Source organism: Vibrio superstes, from assembly GCF_003569005.1.
GTDB lineage: Bacteria > Pseudomonadota > Gammaproteobacteria > Enterobacterales > Vibrionaceae > Vibrio > Vibrio superstes.
Genome location: NZ_BCUR01000001.1, coordinates 128,477 through 144,831 on the forward strand (window position 1 = coordinate 128,477; position 16,355 = coordinate 144,831).

A 16,355-nucleotide genomic window follows, 5' to 3' on the forward strand; every position below is an offset into this window, starting at 1 on the left:
TGATTGTAGAATAACGACTTATCAAAAAGTTCTGCCTAGTTATCCAGCGTTTTTCCTACGCTATTTCTCACCACTTACTTACTGTGATTGGTATAAGTATAGTTGCTGGTAAGCGATCCTACTCTGGCATTCGAGCCAATTCCCCCTGTTCTCCAATCAAATTAATCGGTTATAAGTTAGTCCGATTTCTTATAGGCAACGGCGTTTTATCGCTAGCTTTCAATCTCAGAGTTGGCAATAGTTATTTGATTAGGAACAACACCAGTAAACACAAGGAACAGGTATGAAATCGATCTATATATTGCACGAGAATGAGGAATGGATTGTGCCTCTTCGTGAAGCATTCGATAAGTTGAATGTACCTGCCAAGGAATGGTTTGTTAACGAGGGTCATATTGAGTTTGATACCGTTCCAGAAGATGCGGTTTATTACAATCGAATGAGTGCATCATCACACACTCGCGATCATAGGTATGCCCCCGAATTAACGCGAGTTATTGATAAGTGGCTTGACCTTAATAACGCTACCGTAGTGAACGGAAATGGTGTGATAGATCTGGAGGTATGCAAGATATCTCAATATACCGCGTTGCAAAAAGTAGGGATCGCAACACCTAAGACTCAAGCGGTCGTCGGAGCTGATTTCATTGTTTCGGCTGCAGAGAAGTTTAATACTTGGCCCCTGATCATTAAGCCAAACCGTGGTGGTAAAGGACTGGGTGTTGAAAAGTTCAATTCACTAGACGATGTTAAGCTTGGCCTCAGACGACTCAAAGCAGATAGCCCGCTCGATGGTATTTGGCTACTACAAGAGTATGTAAAATCCACTGAACCTTACATTGTTCGCTGTGAGTATGTCGGCGGTAAGTTTCTATATGCGGTTAAGGTTTCAACTGAGGGTGGGTTTGAGCTATGCCCTGCAGATGGGTGTTCAATTGAAAATGCATTTTGCCCCGCTTTTGAAGACGATAAACCAGCGCCAGAAAAAGATAAGTTTGAAATCACCAATATCCTCGATGATTCACCGTTAATTAAGCTTCACGAGCAATTCCTAGCTGATAACCAAATCGATATCGCAGGAATAGAGGTAATCTGCGATCAGAATGGAAAGTGGTACTCCTATGATGTAAATACCAACACCAACTATAACTCTAAAGCTGAGATAAAAGCTGGCGTGCCAACATCTGGTATGGAAGCTATTGCTGACTATTTAGTGAAACTGGCTGAATCGTCGTAATCCTCGCCTTTGATGAAATGGCTTTTCGAACACTTCTAAGCCATTTCATCGAGCTTGTTCATCTAATACCAATCGTAGTAAATAACTGCTCATCCTAGCTTGTTAAAACACTCGATAACGGCGTTAGAATTTTTGATTGTAGAATAACGACTTATCAAAAATTTCTGCCTTGTTATCCAGCGTTTTTCCTACGCTATTTCTGACCTCTTACTTACTGTGATTGGTATAACGATTTTATCGAGCTAGTGTGTTTGACCTGGCGTTCTGCCGGTGACTCTTTTATACATTCGAATAAAAGAAGACGCGTTGCTGTAGCCTAAATGTGCTGCTAAATCTTCTATTTCAAACCTGCCCTTCTCGTATCTAAGGTCGAACAACTCAACGCAAAGAGTATTCGTAATCTCCTTAAGTGAGACTCCTTCTTTGCTTAGCCTATGTTGGATTGTTCGCTTTGGTATCCCAAATACGTCTGCGACCTCCGGAGTCGCCACATTACCAAACCCTATATAGGGTCTTATCCCTAGTTTCAGCTCTTCAGAAAAAGTCGTGGTTTGTAGAGGCCTAGGTGCGGTACTTTTAGTTCCTCTGGTCTTTTTGACCCTTTGCTGCAGGAACTCACTATCTAGTGCCAACATTGTATGGGGTTGAGAGATATACACCTGAGCATCGCCGACACCTAATAAGCTAGAAAGGCTCATGTTCGATTCATGTTGCAAATATAACGCCTTAACAAACCCTTTTTGCTGAGAAACATAACGTAAAAACGCACAAGTGATGGCAATGACAAACAACTCAGTCACTAATGAGTGTCGAGAATTATGGGTAAAATGGGTAAATTCACTGGCGCTGAGCGTATAGGTTACAAAGGTGTCACCATCGACCGCTATCTCAAACTTTGCGTTATCCGCGCCTGATTTTAACCAAGTTTTGAACCGCTCAAGTGACTCTAAAATTGTTTGATTTGCACTTGAAAGCTCGGCAGGCAAATATCGCACGATCTCCATACCCACCTTCTCATAAAAGTGAGTGATTTCTGATCGCTCTATATTATCTGCGATGACCAAAACTAGATGTGTGCAGGGAAACCTAGGATGTACTATCAAGTCTTCACGCTCTAATCTAGGAGCGAACAGTTTGAGAGCATCACTTACTCCTGGTAAATGCTTGTAATCGTGTCCGATAGAATACAAAGCCCTTGCGGTTTCGATATAAAATAGTTGTGTCATCTTGATACTTAGCTTTAGGCCTTATTTCGATTACGCAATATTGGAGTCGTGTCTGGGAGCACCAATTTAATACTACTAGGGAGTACTTTTATCGTCACATCTTGCGGTGACATTGGCTCCCCGTCTAAATTAACTGGCATAGACTGTTCGGAATGCCACTCAATCGTTTGAATACTGTGTCTATGCACAAATTGAGTAGAGGGGCCTTCCTGTAATTCTTGAAGCTCTTCGAGGACGATAGGAATATCGCTAGCAATGAAACCCTCGATATAGAACAGCTCAAACACTCCGTCATCAATATACGCCTGTGGAGCTAATGGCTGCCCGCCACCCGCGGTTCTGCCGTTGCATACAGCCCCAACCACCACATTCGCAAGTGTCGCTTTATCATCGTGAATGACTGTGCCAGGAAAGGGCTGAAAGTTTATAGCCTGAACTAGGCCAGACAGCGTATAAGCACCTCCTCCTAGAAAGTTCTTCAGTACAACCGGAGTCGTCGCTGTTACCTGAGCGCCAAACCCTGCCGTTGCAATATTCATGAAGTATTTTTCATTGGCTGAACCTGCATCAACCCAATAACTCTCTCCCGATATCGCCAAGTTAAGAGCATCAATAGGTTCTGATGGGATCTCACACGCTGTGGCAAAATCATTAGCCGTCCCTAGAGGCAAGACAGATAATTCTAAATGGTTAAGATCATGCTTAAGAACCGCACTGACCACTTCGTTGACTGTGCCATCGCCGCCTCCTACGATTAGCCGCTTAACACCTTGTTCGGCAGCCTCTCGCACCAGTCGCTCAACATCCCCCTCTTCCCATGTAGGACGAACTTGAAGGTCATACCCTTGCTCTCGGAGAGCATAAACCGCCTCTCTAACGCTCTCTAGACCGGCCTTTTTTCCATTAAGTATCAATCGAGTCAACATGTTAACCACTCCTTAGTCACTACCATAATCTAGCAGGTATAACGGGAGTAAGGTACAGCAAAGCAAGCAGACGGGGATGCGGATGGCTTAAAGTTTCCTCTGAACAGCCTGAGCACTTAATGGTTCAAAAGCTGTAACTGATTAAGATTGGGAGTAAAAAATACACTGCGTTGTAGAAGATATGCAGAACAATAGAGGGATAGACGCTGTTGTGTTTATCTCTAAAATATCCAAACAACAAGGACGGGAAAAATACACCTATAGACCAGATTGGAGCATGGCTAGATAAATGAAACGCAGTAAACAATAAGGAGCAGCAAAGGTTTGCTCTTGTGAAGCCAATCAGGTGCTTTCGCCCCCAATCCAACCTTAATAACCTGCCCTGCAATATACCCCTAAACAACAGTTCTTCAATTACAGGCGACACCAGCACGGCCACTAATAATGTCTGCAAAAATTGTTCTGCGTTTAAATCTGGGACATGATCAGAAAATAGTAACAGCCCAACAGCGATTCCAAACAGCCAAGCCGCTGTAAACTGTCGATCAGAAACCCATCGCCTATCACCTCGCAAAGCAAGTTCATCTAACACGCCAAATCTGCTCGGTTTTAGGTAGTGCATGAAGGCATAACCTCCCTTGTTGTTGCAAAAAGGCCGACACCTTTTTCTATTGAGGCCGGCTTGGTCATTTACCGATTCTGAAAATCCATCGCACGCCACGATGTTGAGTTAACAACTAGCTAGCTCGTGAACAGTGCTGGCGCCAGAAAATTTGGACCAGTGCAATGACAAATAGCAGTAACAATGTTGGATCTATCCGTCCGTTCTTACTTAAGGTACAGCCACCGCCACCTTCAGTAGCCGTTAAACCTATTGCTTCAGCAAAGCCATCAACCTCGCTCTCGCTAACCACATCATCTTCGACTTCAATGATTTCCTCAGCTTGCGTAGCCGCACCATAAGGCGGCTCATGACAACTTCCAAAGAATCCAGTGCACCACGCTGGAGGCGTTTGGTTAACAGATACAACAGGGATTAGTCTCACGGTGAATGTGCCACCAGGAATACCATTGCCTACCTTGATAATGTAATTGATACCTAGATTCAGTACATCCTCTATTTCACCCATTTCGTACAATCCGTTCGGGTTAGCCGCTAGCCAGTCTATTTCAGATTGGTCAATGACAGGGAATCCCTCATCATAGCTCCCACGCCAGTTGTTGCCATCCCACCAAGCCATTAAAGTAGGATCTGTCTCTGGATCATTATCGTCGTCAAAGAATACCGCACTTGGCTGCCATTTTGATGGAAGCCATTCCCCAAAAGGAAGCCCCTCAATAATGCCTAGGGTTTCATGGTAATGACTGTCTAACGCAGCGGTTGAATAAATCATATCCGAAGCCATTAGCTCTGGTAAGCCACCATCAGTCATAGGGTTCGGGTAACCCGCACACGCATCAATAGCTGTAGATACGCAGCCTTGCTGCACATCAAAGCCTGCTATACGCATATCAAAAAAGCCATTACTAGTGAAATGCTTATCCGGTGCACCAAACAGCCCATGAGAGAATGTAGCCAGTTTATCGCTTTCAAAGATATCTGAGCCATCATAAACAAGTTTATCGTGCCCGCCGGAAGCACCCTCTCCTTTTCCTAAGGAAAGATGAAGCACATTCGATATACCAGTCTCACTGGCCGATTTGAATTCGCCACCACGTCCTGTGCCCACGATGACTTTGTAACCGCTTAAACGTCTACCTGTGTAGTTGTTAATTTTACTAAAGACTTGATAGGAACGAAGTGCTATTTCAGCTTCAATATCCACCACTTCATCTTGCACATTGAACACAAGATCTATTCCATGACCATCGCCTTCGTCGATATCTTCCACAGAGGCCGGAAGCATGGCAACTTTAAAGCGTTTATGAGTCTGAAATGAACTAGAGCAGATAACAGGTTGAGGATGTGCTGAATCTAGGAAATTAGCATCTTCAATTTCAGAATTATCTGGACTCAAAAAGGAAGATCCAATAATGCAGTTCTGTGGCTTACCATGGGAGACCTCAGAATCACCCGTTACGATTTTTATCGCACTCGGCTCTCCGACTGGCCAGTCTTTGCCTGTAATGCGCGCCATGACCTGGCCTTCATCACCATTGACTAAGCTCTCAAAGTTATCACCATAGGTCATCAAACTGTAGATACCAGAGGCTTCGTTAAATGATCCAAACTCTAGACCATCTTCGTCTCGCAATATGACATCGACATTGTCTAGGTTCCAGCCACCGACACAAGCAGTTAGCTCTCCGGGTACTCCGCAGTCACCAATAAAGGCATCTGGTAACGTATCACTATTAGAGTTTTGTATTATCGCTGCATAGGCATTTGCAACGAAGAATAGACTTGAGAACGTCAAGCCCATTGCACCATAGGTGCTTCGCCCAATCCTTTCCTTGTTCATAATAGTCTCCACTATCGCTAGCTAGATAATCATCCATAGTGCGTAAGGAAAGGCTCTTTATAATTTAAGATAGGAGCAACCCCATCAGGCGTTAAATGCATTGATGACAACATCAAACTGGGCTGTTACTGCTTAGCATCTAGCGATTTTTCCGCTTGTGATAACAGTCAAGTTGAGGTGAACAATGTATTTAAGTGATTGGTATATTACCACTCCCTAATGCACCCTCACTTTAAATCTAGCAAAGGAAAATCATTACTAAAGTACGATAAAGGCATCGATTCCATTACCTAACCAAACCTTGATCTAACCCCGTATTTTGGCGAGGAAAACAACAGGATAGTGCAGCAACTTTTTCGCTACAGACACAAAAAACGGCTTGTAGTGTGTAGACTACAAGCCGTTGATTTCTGTTTTTATTACAGGGTTATCATCGCTGTTTCTTTCGGCGTTTAAATACCACGCAAAAATTACCTCGCTTAGTGCGGCATTTTGAGCAGCGCTCACAATCAACAGGTGCTCGGTCGCCCTCTGTCCAGCGCTTTATGAGTTGAGGCTCTGCCAGTAAAGGCCGAGAAACCGCAAAGAAGTCGATGCCAGTGTTGTTGGCTATGTTTTCAATCGCATCAAAGTCACTTAGACCGCCGACAGTAATCACTGGTACTTTGACGTCTTGGCTGATGACATCACCGTATTCGTGAAAGTAGCCCTCTTGTTGCAATGTGTAACCGTCAAACGACTCACCGACCATCTCGCTGGCTTTGCCATGAATATTCCCTGAAACAATAATGGCATCCACGCCAAGCTGTTCTAGCTTCTTACAGATAGCGCGAGTTTGTTCAAAACTTTGTCCGCCTTCAAAGAACTCGGTAGCGGTTAGCTTGATAAGAATTGGAAAGCCTTCCCCAACAAGATCACGTGTTCTTTGATAGATCTCAACCAAGAATCGCATACGATTTTCTAAGCTGCCACCATACTCATCGTCACGGCGGTTGTAATACGGGCTTAAGAACTGATTGATCAAGTAGGTATGGGCAGCATGAATCTCTACTCCATCAAAGCCGGATTTTTTCGCTCGCAGGCTCGCTTGCGCGAACGCGTCAACGATGAGGTTGATTTCGTCTTTGCTCATCGCTTTCCCTTGAGTATTGGTACCACGCTCTGGGATATCACTTGGGGCGAATATCACTCGCTCGCCGAGGTTATATGTGGTCTTAGTACCACCGTAAGCAATCTGTTTAACAATCTTGGCATCGTACTGATGAACAAGATCCGTTAGCTTCTTGTAGCCCTCAATAAACGAATCATTGTAGATACCCATCATTCCAGCATTTGGCTTTTCGTTTTCTACGATATTCGCATAGCCCGTTACGATAAGGCCCACATCACCTTTAGCTAGCTCTTCATAGATGTCATACAGCTTCTCGGTCATATAACCTTCTTCTGTCGCCATGTTTTCCCATGTTGCGCTACGCACAAAACGGTTTTTAAGGGTCATATTGCCAATCTGGGCTGGTGAAAACAAAATGCTCAAGGTCATTCCTCTAGTTTGAAACTGCCTTGAAGGCAGCGCTGAAAAGTGTGATCTAGATCGGATGACTGACTTTACTGATGAATTACAAACAAAACCTTAATCTAGATTAAGTTATACGCTGATGGGCAGGCTCTATGGGTAAGTTGAAAGTTAATGATAAAAAAACGGCCCATGAACGAATTCATGAGCCGTTTAGATTCATAAGGAAAAGCTTTACACGTAGTAAGCTTCAACTTCCCCTTTCAGGGTGATAAGGATCGGCTGACCACGACGATCTAGCGCTTTAGGAGAAGGGATTTTTACCCATCCTTCGCTAATACAGTATTCTTCTACATCGTTACGCTCTTTACCGTTAATGCGAATGCCGATGCGATGGTGAAAGCACTCTTCCACATAGTGAGGGCTACGAGGGTTACCTGAAAGGTGATCCGGAAGAGTTGGCTTTTCGTTAGTGTCGCTCATTTTCATGGCCTGAAATAGTAATTGTGTGGCTCATTGTAGACAAAGCCGGCCTTGCACTCAAGAAGCGTCTAACAAGCATGTCGACGACTGAATACCAGTTGAACAAACCTTGAGCTTATAGCGCTAGTTCAATAGAAGGTGCTTGTTGATGAGTCGATACAGGTTGTTTCTTTACCATCTGTGATACATACGAGCCTGAAGGTGGGTATACCTGCGTAGTAGTGTCTAAAGCACTCAAATGAACCAGTCTTAATACGTGTACTCGCTTGATCTGGCAACAAACGCTTAAGTTGCCAGTATCAAATAGGCCAGACAAGATACTCAACCAACTCAGTAGCTCAAGCCTTCTTATATTTTCTCGCCATGAGTTTGCATTCTGCTGACAGGAAAACGACCTAAAACTAAACCAAAACAAACACGCCCCTAACCGTCTGTAGGCTCAATATGTTTAACATTGCTGTTAATCGCGACACCTTTCGTTTCAAGGAAGATATTATGAATAAAACAGCATTTTTGTTGAGCTCAACGCTAATCGTCATTCAAGGTTGTACTAGTAACTCTGTTACAGAACCAGTAATTCAACCTACTAATGCTCAAGTACAAAACCAGAAGCCTACGTCATCTATAGATATAGCGAAATTTTCAGAAGAGAAGAGAGCTTGGCTTGCCAGCGAGGCGTGGAGTTATCACGGAAATGGACTGACAAGAAATATCGGTTGGAATGATCAAATGCAAAAGGGTGACCTAGACTTTGTGGCTAGCTACAATGCTGGACAAACCCAGTGTCAGGGAGAGATTTATATTGCAGGTCCTCTCTATGGCAACAGAATCAGCGGGATTTTAAATATCAATGGCCAAGACGTTCATTTCAAATACGTCAGTAAGGTCAATGATAAAGCCCGCCTTTATCAGCCAAAGAACCCCGCTGGATTAAGTTTCTTACTAGCCGAGTTTGAGAAAGGAAACCCTGTGGTTGTGAAATCCGATATCGGCGTATCTGCCACCTTCCCAAGTACCGATTTTAAAGAAGCTAAACAGGCCATTGATAGTGAGTGTCAGGCGAAGATACTGAGAGATAAAAACGCACTCTAGGTTGTATTTGATGTCAATTTGCCTCCTAAACTGGAGGCAAGACAATTTATACTGTGAGACTAATGTTCTCTTGGAGGATGAGACTTAAATCTAGAGTATTGATACCCAAATAACTGAGTTGACTATCAAGGTGATGGTATTAACTTAAATTAGCGTTATTGTTATTCCGTAACGCTATTGATAAAGTCACTCAGTATTAGATTAAATTGTTGTGGTTTTTCCAAATGCACATTGTGAGCACTGTTACTTACTACTGACAAAGAGCAATTTTCGATCTTTGTCCACAATTCATAAGGTTGCTTATCCCACTGATAACTTTTATCTGAATCGCCCCAAATAACGAGCGTTGGAGTTTTAATCATTTTTAGATACTTTTCACCACTCCACTCATACATTGCCTCGAGTCCGTTGACATAGCTTTCGAAGCTAACATTTTCGATTAATGATAATGACTTTCTTATCTCTTCTTTACTTTCATCTCTATCAACAAACCAACTATCAACAGCAGCATACATGGCATTCTTGTAAGTGTTGGGAGAAGACTTTCTAATACTCAAGAGCAGTGTTTCAAATCGACCGGGTAAAGTGCCATCTGGACCGGTCCCATATAAAATAAGGGACAGCAAACGGTTGGGTATTAGGTGTGCAATTTCCTGTACTATCATCCCCCCCATTGAGTGGCCTAGAAGGTGAAATTCTGTCAATCCTAGTTGATTGATTTGTTTTATTACATCCAATGCATACTCGTTAATACTCTTACACGCCACCTCACTTGACCTGCCACTAAATCCTTTTAGTGAGATTGGAAAAATATCATAATCGCACAATAATCCTTCGAGTTGGTAATCCCAATACTCTTTACCACTGAGGAATCCATGCACCAATATTAGGTTAGTTTTTTTCACACTATTAACTCACATTTTATATAACTAATTACGTTCAGAATAATAATTATTCGACTATGAAAAACTATTATGACAGGTATAAACAATAGAGGAGACACAATGTAGATAACATATTCTCTACATTGTACCTCTAGTATAATTGAATGTTAGTAGTTCACTTGAAATTAATTAGTGACTTTTTGATAGATGGGTTTTAATTCAGCAGTCTTTTCTTCATCAACTCTTTCAGGCTCAAGACTAGAATCAAAAGACTCAAGCTCCGCCGCAATCTCACTCTCGTGTCGATTACTTCTACCAAGGTTAACAAATAAGCAAAGAATAATACCAGCAGCCAATCCCCAAGCAGCGCCTTTCATCGCAATAACTGCTGCCATCACACCTGCAATACCCAGGTCATTCACTGTTTTAGACTTTGTCACACCAACTCGGAATGACACAAAACCCTGAATCAACAATGTTGCCGCTAATGCTATACCTAACACTGGCTTAACCAAGGTTACTATGGGTAGTAAGAAGTACCCTAACGTTGTTCCGTAGCGGTATGAGATAGCGCCACTATTAATAGAGCCCATCGTTTTTGGACCAAGTTTAAATCGTTCACATACAACCACTTGCATTGCGGCCGCCAGTGGTCCACACAAGGTGATTGTAGGCCCAAAGATACCCATTAATACATTGCGTGCGCCGAAAATAATATTTGAACGGTTAGCATTGAAATCAATGACTTCATCCGGACGTTTTTTGCTAGCATCATCTAGTAAACATTTGGCTTGAATAACATCACCAAACAAAATGACGTAAGTTGAAACAACAGCAGGCAAACCAATGATAAACATTTCTAGAGGTGGCAAACCTAAACCAAAGATAGTCCAATTATTAAATAGCTCACCAAAGGCCAATGTAGTGAAACCCCACTCAATCTGAGGCCATGGCACCTCACCCATGACAGGACCTACAATAAGTGCCAGCAAAATGATGGGCAAAGACCCTAAATCAGCTAATACTTTAGTAAATTTATTGAGGTTTCGCTGGCTTTTAAAATGACTAGAAAAAAGTAGGTAAAATCCAACACCGGTACAAATAATAATCGAAATTGGGGCCTGTTCAAAACGACCACCCTCGACCAATATGGAGTTAACTGCAGCAATACCGGCACCCATAATGATACCTGACTTCATTGCGTTTGGTACAATGGATGCGACCTTCTGCCCCAAGCCTGTTATCCCAAGTAAAATCGCAATGACACCTAATGATATTTGAAATGCAATCAGCGCTTGTACCCTTTCAACACCCATTGCAAATTGATTAAGATATAATATAACAATTGGAATGGCTGGTGTTATCCATCCAGGGATAATTGGATCACCCAGTAGTACATGCAGAAAGTAAAACATACCATTGATCACTACGATAGTCATCGCAACATCAAATGGCATACCTAGGTATTCTTGCAAGATAGGGATCATTCCCAAACAAACAGCACAAAGTAGCAACCCCTGCATGAAGTCAATTTTTTCAAATCCTACATGAATAAAGGGGATCCTGATTTTAAAGGGGCCAGCCGGAATATAAGGCTGCTCCTTTCCATATTCTCTTTTCATAAAAACAAACCCAAAATATATAATTAAATATATAGTCACTTAATTTGAAGTGTTGCTAGTAGCTAAATTCAGTAGCCATATATTTAATTACATCAATGTAACCCCTTGAATAATAGTGTTATTCAAGGGGTTAATTCTTTAATTAGATCGCTTGCTCATACAATTCGATCATATCTTCTAGAGAAGTCTCACGCGGATTACATAGCACGTTACCGCTCTTCATTGCATCTTTTGCCATTTCTTCTATCAGGTCTGCTTTTACACCAACCTCAGAGAGTGTTCTTGGAATGTTTAGATCATCATTCAGTTTCTGAATCTCTTCGATTAACATTTCTGGCGCGAAGTTTTCTACAGGCTCTTTACCTTGACGAATAAAGTTGTAGATCACCTCGTATCGGCCTTTATCTGCCACTGCATTAAATTTCATCACGGTAGGCAACAAGATTGAGTTAGCCACACCATGTGGAACGTGATAGAAAGCGCTCACTGGATGGCTCATTGCGTGTACATTACCCAAACGTGCCCAAGCGAACGCGATACCAGCAAAGTTACTACCTGTCATCATTGCACAAGCAGCGTCCTCATCTTCTCGATTCTCAACAAACTTACGTAGATTAGCACCGATCAACTCCATCGCTTTTTCAGCCATTGTATCGGTAAATGGCGATGCATTTTTTGATACATATGCTTCTATCGCATGAATCAGTGCATCAACACCACAAGCCGCTGCAATTGAAGCTGGAGCTGTCATGATAAGTTGAGGATCAAGAACTGCATATTTTGGTAGCGTTTCGTAGCTAACGATGGAAAATTTGTAGTTAATAGCCTCGTCAGTGATCACTGAAGATGCTGTTGCCTCGCTACCTGTGCCAGCGGTAGTCGGAATTGCAATCATAGGCACGATAGGACCAGGAACTTTATTCAGGCCTTCGTAGTCTTTAATGTCCCCGCCAAACTTGGCTAAAATACCTACAGTTTTCGCAACATCTAGAGGGCTTCCGCCACCTAGAGCAACGATACTTGTTGCACCACACTCTTTATAAAGCGCAGTAGCTTCATTAACGATAGTGATTGTTGGGTTGGGTTTAACATCTAAGTAAGAAGTGCACTTAATACCGCCTGCCTCGATGATATCTTGTACTTTCTTCACTACACCTATGCTTTCAAGGCCACGGTCAGAAATTAGAAATACATGGTCAGAATCATTATTTCTTAGGATTTCAGGTAGTTTACCTAAGCTGCCAATACCAAACTCAATGTTCTGTGGAATTTTAAAATTAAAGTCTTTCACGACATGTTCCTTTAGAAAACAAGTACAGCGCTGAACTGTACTTATTTCAGTTTAAAAGTGTTTATTTTTTATCAATAAACAGCGTAATTTATTCAGTTTAAAGTGATTTAGTTAGCTTGAAGCTTTGCAAAGTTTACTTTGCGCTTCTTCATTACATTCAGTGCGTAACTACCAATCACAAGCACGGCACCAACTAGTGATATCATTTTCATATCAGCAGTCCATGGGATATTACTTAGCAGCATATTTGCACCGATTAGAAGCAATACAACGTAAACGATACGAAGGAATTGTTCGCGGTTGATTTTTTCTAGGAAACGCATACCAAAGTAGAAACCAATACCAGCTAGAGGAAGACCAATCAGTAGTGCGCTGTTTAATTCTGTTGTGAATGCGCCATTTTGATGTTGGTTAAATAGGTTCCACGTGTTCAACACAACCCAAAGCATTGTCATTGTGTTGCGGAATTTTTTCTTGTCCTTTACCGCTTCTAACGTATAAACAGTGATTAGTGGACCACCAATATTAAATGCACCGTGAACAATGCCACCCAAGATCAAGCAGCCATAGCGGAAAATTCTTTTCGGTAAAGTGTCAGCTACATCTTCTTCGTCAGCATCTTTAATGATGAGAGGTTTAATTACATGTTTATGCAGGTTCATTACTGCAATTACGGTAACCATCGCGCCAATCAGGATTTTCGCTGTTTGTGGTGAGATTTGATAAAAAAGGTATTGGCCAATCAGAATACCAGGGGCACACAGTGCTACGATCTTAGCCAGATCCTTCCAAGAAATATCTTCTCTTCCTTTGATCGCAAGATAGTATAAGAAAGGAATAGTAATGGCTGTACCATAAGGTACTCCCATTGTCGTGCCCAGTAGGCCATTGGTCACTGCGGCTGCAATTACTGTACAACCAAAACCCGTTGTACCCTGCACAAAAAAGCCGATTACCTGCATTAGACCTACGAGTAAATAGTCTAATTTATAAATGAATTCCACGAAATTTCTCCAAACAGGTGGATAGCAAACTATCCACCAGATTTAATATTAATATTTAAATTGATTAGAAACGAAGTTCTGTACGGTCAATAAGATCATCTTGCAATGGCTTACCGAGCTCTACGAAATAAGCACTGTAACCAGCAACACGAACTAGCATGTCCTTGTATTGTTCAGGGTTCATTTGTGCAGCTCTCATTTTATCTGCACTCATAATGTTGAACTGAACATGCATGCCTTTCTTAGACATATACTCATCAATGAAGCTAACCAAGATATCTCGACCTTCGACGCCCGCTACCGCATCTTCAGGGAAACGAAGATTTAATAATGTGCCGTTTGTTGCTTTGCTGTGGTCTACTTTGGTGACTGAGTTTACAACCGCTGTTGGACCCGCAAAATCGTGTGAACCCCCAGCAGTATGAACCGGCCCCATATTATCTGAGATAGGCTCTTGGGCTTTGCGACCATCCAGAGATGCATTCATGAATAATCCCATACCCACGTTGGCGTTTACCGTATATACGCCTGGGCTAAATGCACCACCACGTGATGTTGGGCGACCAGCTATATTTTTGCAGTAACATTCAAACATGTATTTGAACAGTTCGTCTGCCTCATCTATGTCATTACCGTAGTGAGGGATCTTCGAACTGTTTACTAAGGCATAAAGCTTGTCATGTCCTTCCCAATTGTCTCGAAGTGCGTCCAGTAATTGTTTACCTGTATATGACTTATCTTCGAACATGAGTTTTTTGATTGTGGCTAGGGAGTCAGCACATGTTGCAATTCCAGCAGCCTGAGGACCAATGCCATTGTATTTGACGCCACCTGCAGTCATATCGCGACCGGACTCGATGCACCCATCAAAGTACGCAGAAATAAACGGTGTTGGTTTCAAAGTTGCATGAATCTTGTCAGTAATGTTTAAGCTACTGCAAAGTTGGTCGCACCAAAATTCAAATTGTTTCTCAACACTTTCTAGTACTTCGTCAAAAGATTGGTACGTTTCTAGACTACCAGTGTCCGGAGCTAACTGAAGCTCGGTGTTTGGACCCGCAACAAGACGCCCGTTATTGAGAACCATTTCCATCATTTTTGCAGCATTCACATAACCAGCATCTTGCCAGCCGTGCTCTTTACCTGGAATGGTTGGCTCCACACACCCGACAACAGCGTAGTCGCGTGCCTCTTCTAACGTTACACCTTTCAACTGCATTGCTTTAATAGCAGGAGTATCGTTAAACAATTTAGGGTGACCGTAACCTGCGCGAATACATTCCGTCGCTTTCACTTTTAACTCATGAGGCGTATTTTCATGCATGCGCACACAAACCCAAGGGTTCATCATGCGAGTATGAACTGATGCTTCAAGCAACAGCATAGTTAGGTCATTGGTCGCATCATTACCATCAGTATCAACGCCGCCAATAGTCAAGCTTTCACCACCAAAACCACGACCATTACGTACTTTTACAGTACCCTTGTCTTTCAGTTTTGTAGGGTTGTTCATCTTGACATAAAGCACTTCTAGTAGTTCTAGAATGAACTCTTTAGATGTACCATTCTTTTCAATGTCAGCTAGGTAAATTGGGTGTAGCCATTGGTCCATACGACCGTATGAAATCGAGTGACCGTTACCTTCAATTTGTGTCAGTGTGGTAGCAAAGTTAAACAACTGAATTGCTTGCCAGAATGTTTGTGGCACACCGCCTGCAATTTGATAACAGTTTTCTGCCATTGCTAGCAATTCTTGCTTTCTTGTTAAATCAGATTCCGATGCCGCCATCTCGATTGCCAAATCAGCGTAACGTGTTACATACTTCTTAGCCGCGTGCTGTGTAATCAGTGTTGCTTTGTAGTAATCACGCTTTGTTGCATAATCAGCATCTCTTTTCGATAGCTTCGACATAGCAACTTCGACTTGCTCAATAACACCATCAAAACCAAGTGTCATTAGTTTCGCGAAGTCCATGGCAAAGTGGCCAATACCCGCAAAGTGATAGTTATTCGTCTGGAAGATTTTCTCTCCCATATGAGAACCATTCTTTTGATCTTGGTCGAGCGTTGCAGTAATCATTTCGTTTACTGTCTTACCTTTCCAGTAAGCACAAAGCTCCAAAATTTCAGCACGCTCTTCTTCATTGCGGATGTAAAATTGGTCGTTCTCGCGTTCTTCGAACGGTGCATTGTTAATTTCATCAATGATCCAATCTACCGAAAACTCTGGGTAGATCGGTGATGCTTTAGCTGGTGCTGCAATCTCACCGAGAATTAAGTCTTCGTCATAAATGTATAGAGAAGTATTTAATAAAATATTCTCGAATGCATAAGCACTTTGAAGAATGCGAGTTTCAACTTCATGGTTCTTAAAAGCCTGAGTGACTAAACGTAGCCTTTCCACATCTACATCGTATGGGCGATCCAAAAATGTTTGACGCAAACGGTTAACTCGTGGATAAGGAGACCAATCATCATGTCCAACTTCATAACCTAGGCCGTATACTTTATCAAAAGTATCAACTCCCCTAGCATCGGTAACTTGCCCCTTTACAATAGTTTCTTCCATCTATTAATTCCTTATTTTTAAAATGCAATAGGGGAAACATGAGAAT

The 16,355-nt window shown here is 42.3% G+C and carries 13 protein-coding genes; 2 read left to right on the forward strand and 11 right to left on the reverse strand.

The features are described 5' to 3' along the window. Positions 1–283 precede the first annotated feature (283 nt). Positions 284–1,237, forward strand: a complete 954-nt coding sequence (locus D5I41_RS00595) for an ATP-grasp domain-containing protein (RefSeq protein ID WP_119008005.1) — start codon at positions 284–286, stop codon at positions 1,235–1,237. 242 nt (positions 1,238–1,479) lie between these two features. On the opposite strand, the gene D5I41_RS00600 is transcribed toward D5I41_RS00595, so the two are convergent. The 6 genes from D5I41_RS00600 to D5I41_RS00625 form a co-directional block, all read right to left on the reverse strand. Continuing rightward, the gene (locus D5I41_RS00600) at positions 1,480–2,463 is read right to left on the reverse strand and encodes a helix-turn-helix domain-containing protein (RefSeq protein ID WP_119008006.1); all 984 of its coding nucleotides are present in this window, start codon (positions 2,461–2,463) and stop codon (positions 1,480–1,482) included. Positions 2,464–2,477: 14 nt separating this feature from the next. Further along, positions 2,478–3,398 (reverse strand): lipid kinase YegS, encoded by a 921-nt coding sequence (gene yegS / locus D5I41_RS00605; protein ID WP_119008007.1) that lies wholly within the window; start codon positions 3,396–3,398, stop codon positions 2,478–2,480. A 115-nt stretch (positions 3,399–3,513) separates the two neighbouring features. Then, a complete protein-coding gene (gene mrtJ / locus D5I41_RS00610; protein ID WP_119008008.1) occupies positions 3,514–4,011 on the reverse strand; it encodes a JDVT-CTERM system glutamic-type intramembrane protease MrtJ in 498 nt (165 codons plus the stop codon). Between the two features lie 115 nt (positions 4,012–4,126). After that, positions 4,127–5,851 (reverse strand): choice-of-anchor F family protein, encoded by a 1,725-nt coding sequence (locus D5I41_RS00615; protein ID WP_119008009.1) that lies wholly within the window; start codon positions 5,849–5,851, stop codon positions 4,127–4,129. 430 nt (positions 5,852–6,281) lie between these two features. Next, positions 6,282–7,385, reverse strand: coding sequence for an NADH:flavin oxidoreductase (locus tag D5I41_RS00620; RefSeq protein WP_119009199.1), 1,104 nt, complete (start codon positions 7,383–7,385; stop codon positions 6,282–6,284). Positions 7,386–7,598: 213 nt separating this feature from the next. Continuing rightward, positions 7,599–7,853, reverse strand: coding sequence for a DUF3297 family protein (locus D5I41_RS00625; RefSeq protein WP_186811091.1), 255 nt, complete (start codon positions 7,851–7,853; stop codon positions 7,599–7,601). A 489-nt stretch (positions 7,854–8,342) separates the two neighbouring features. On the opposite strand from D5I41_RS00625, the gene D5I41_RS00630 reads away from it, so the two are divergent. Beyond that, the gene (locus D5I41_RS00630) at positions 8,343–8,939 is read left to right on the forward strand and encodes a hypothetical protein (protein ID WP_119009201.1); all 597 of its coding nucleotides are present in this window, start codon (positions 8,343–8,345) and stop codon (positions 8,937–8,939) included. A 161-nt stretch (positions 8,940–9,100) separates the two neighbouring features. Here the strand turns inward: D5I41_RS00630 and D5I41_RS00635 are convergent, their stop codons facing one another. From D5I41_RS00635 to hpfG, 5 genes are all read right to left on the reverse strand, one after another. Beyond that, positions 9,101–9,844 (reverse strand): alpha/beta fold hydrolase, encoded by a 744-nt coding sequence (locus D5I41_RS00635; RefSeq protein ID WP_119008010.1) that lies wholly within the window; start codon positions 9,842–9,844, stop codon positions 9,101–9,103. A 164-nt stretch (positions 9,845–10,008) separates the two neighbouring features. Beyond that, positions 10,009–11,445 carry a hypothetical protein gene (locus D5I41_RS00640; RefSeq protein WP_186811090.1) on the reverse strand — a complete coding sequence of 479 codons (1,437 nt, stop codon included), beginning with the start codon at positions 11,443–11,445 and terminating at the stop codon, positions 10,009–10,011. 142 nt (positions 11,446–11,587) lie between these two features. Continuing rightward, the gene (locus D5I41_RS00645; protein WP_119008011.1) at positions 11,588–12,736 is read right to left on the reverse strand and encodes an iron-containing alcohol dehydrogenase; all 1,149 of its coding nucleotides are present in this window, start codon (positions 12,734–12,736) and stop codon (positions 11,588–11,590) included. A gap of 107 nt (positions 12,737–12,843) precedes the next feature. Then, positions 12,844–13,740: a sulfite exporter TauE/SafE family protein gene (locus tag D5I41_RS00650; RefSeq protein WP_208639132.1), complete on the reverse strand. Its 897-nt coding sequence runs from the start codon at positions 13,738–13,740 to the stop codon at positions 12,844–12,846. A 64-nt stretch (positions 13,741–13,804) separates the two neighbouring features. Next, entirely contained in the window at positions 13,805–16,309 is a 2,505-nt protein-coding gene (hpfG, locus tag D5I41_RS00655; RefSeq protein ID WP_119008012.1) for a (2S)-3-sulfopropanediol dehydratase, read from the reverse strand. Positions 16,310–16,355 lie beyond the last annotated feature (46 nt).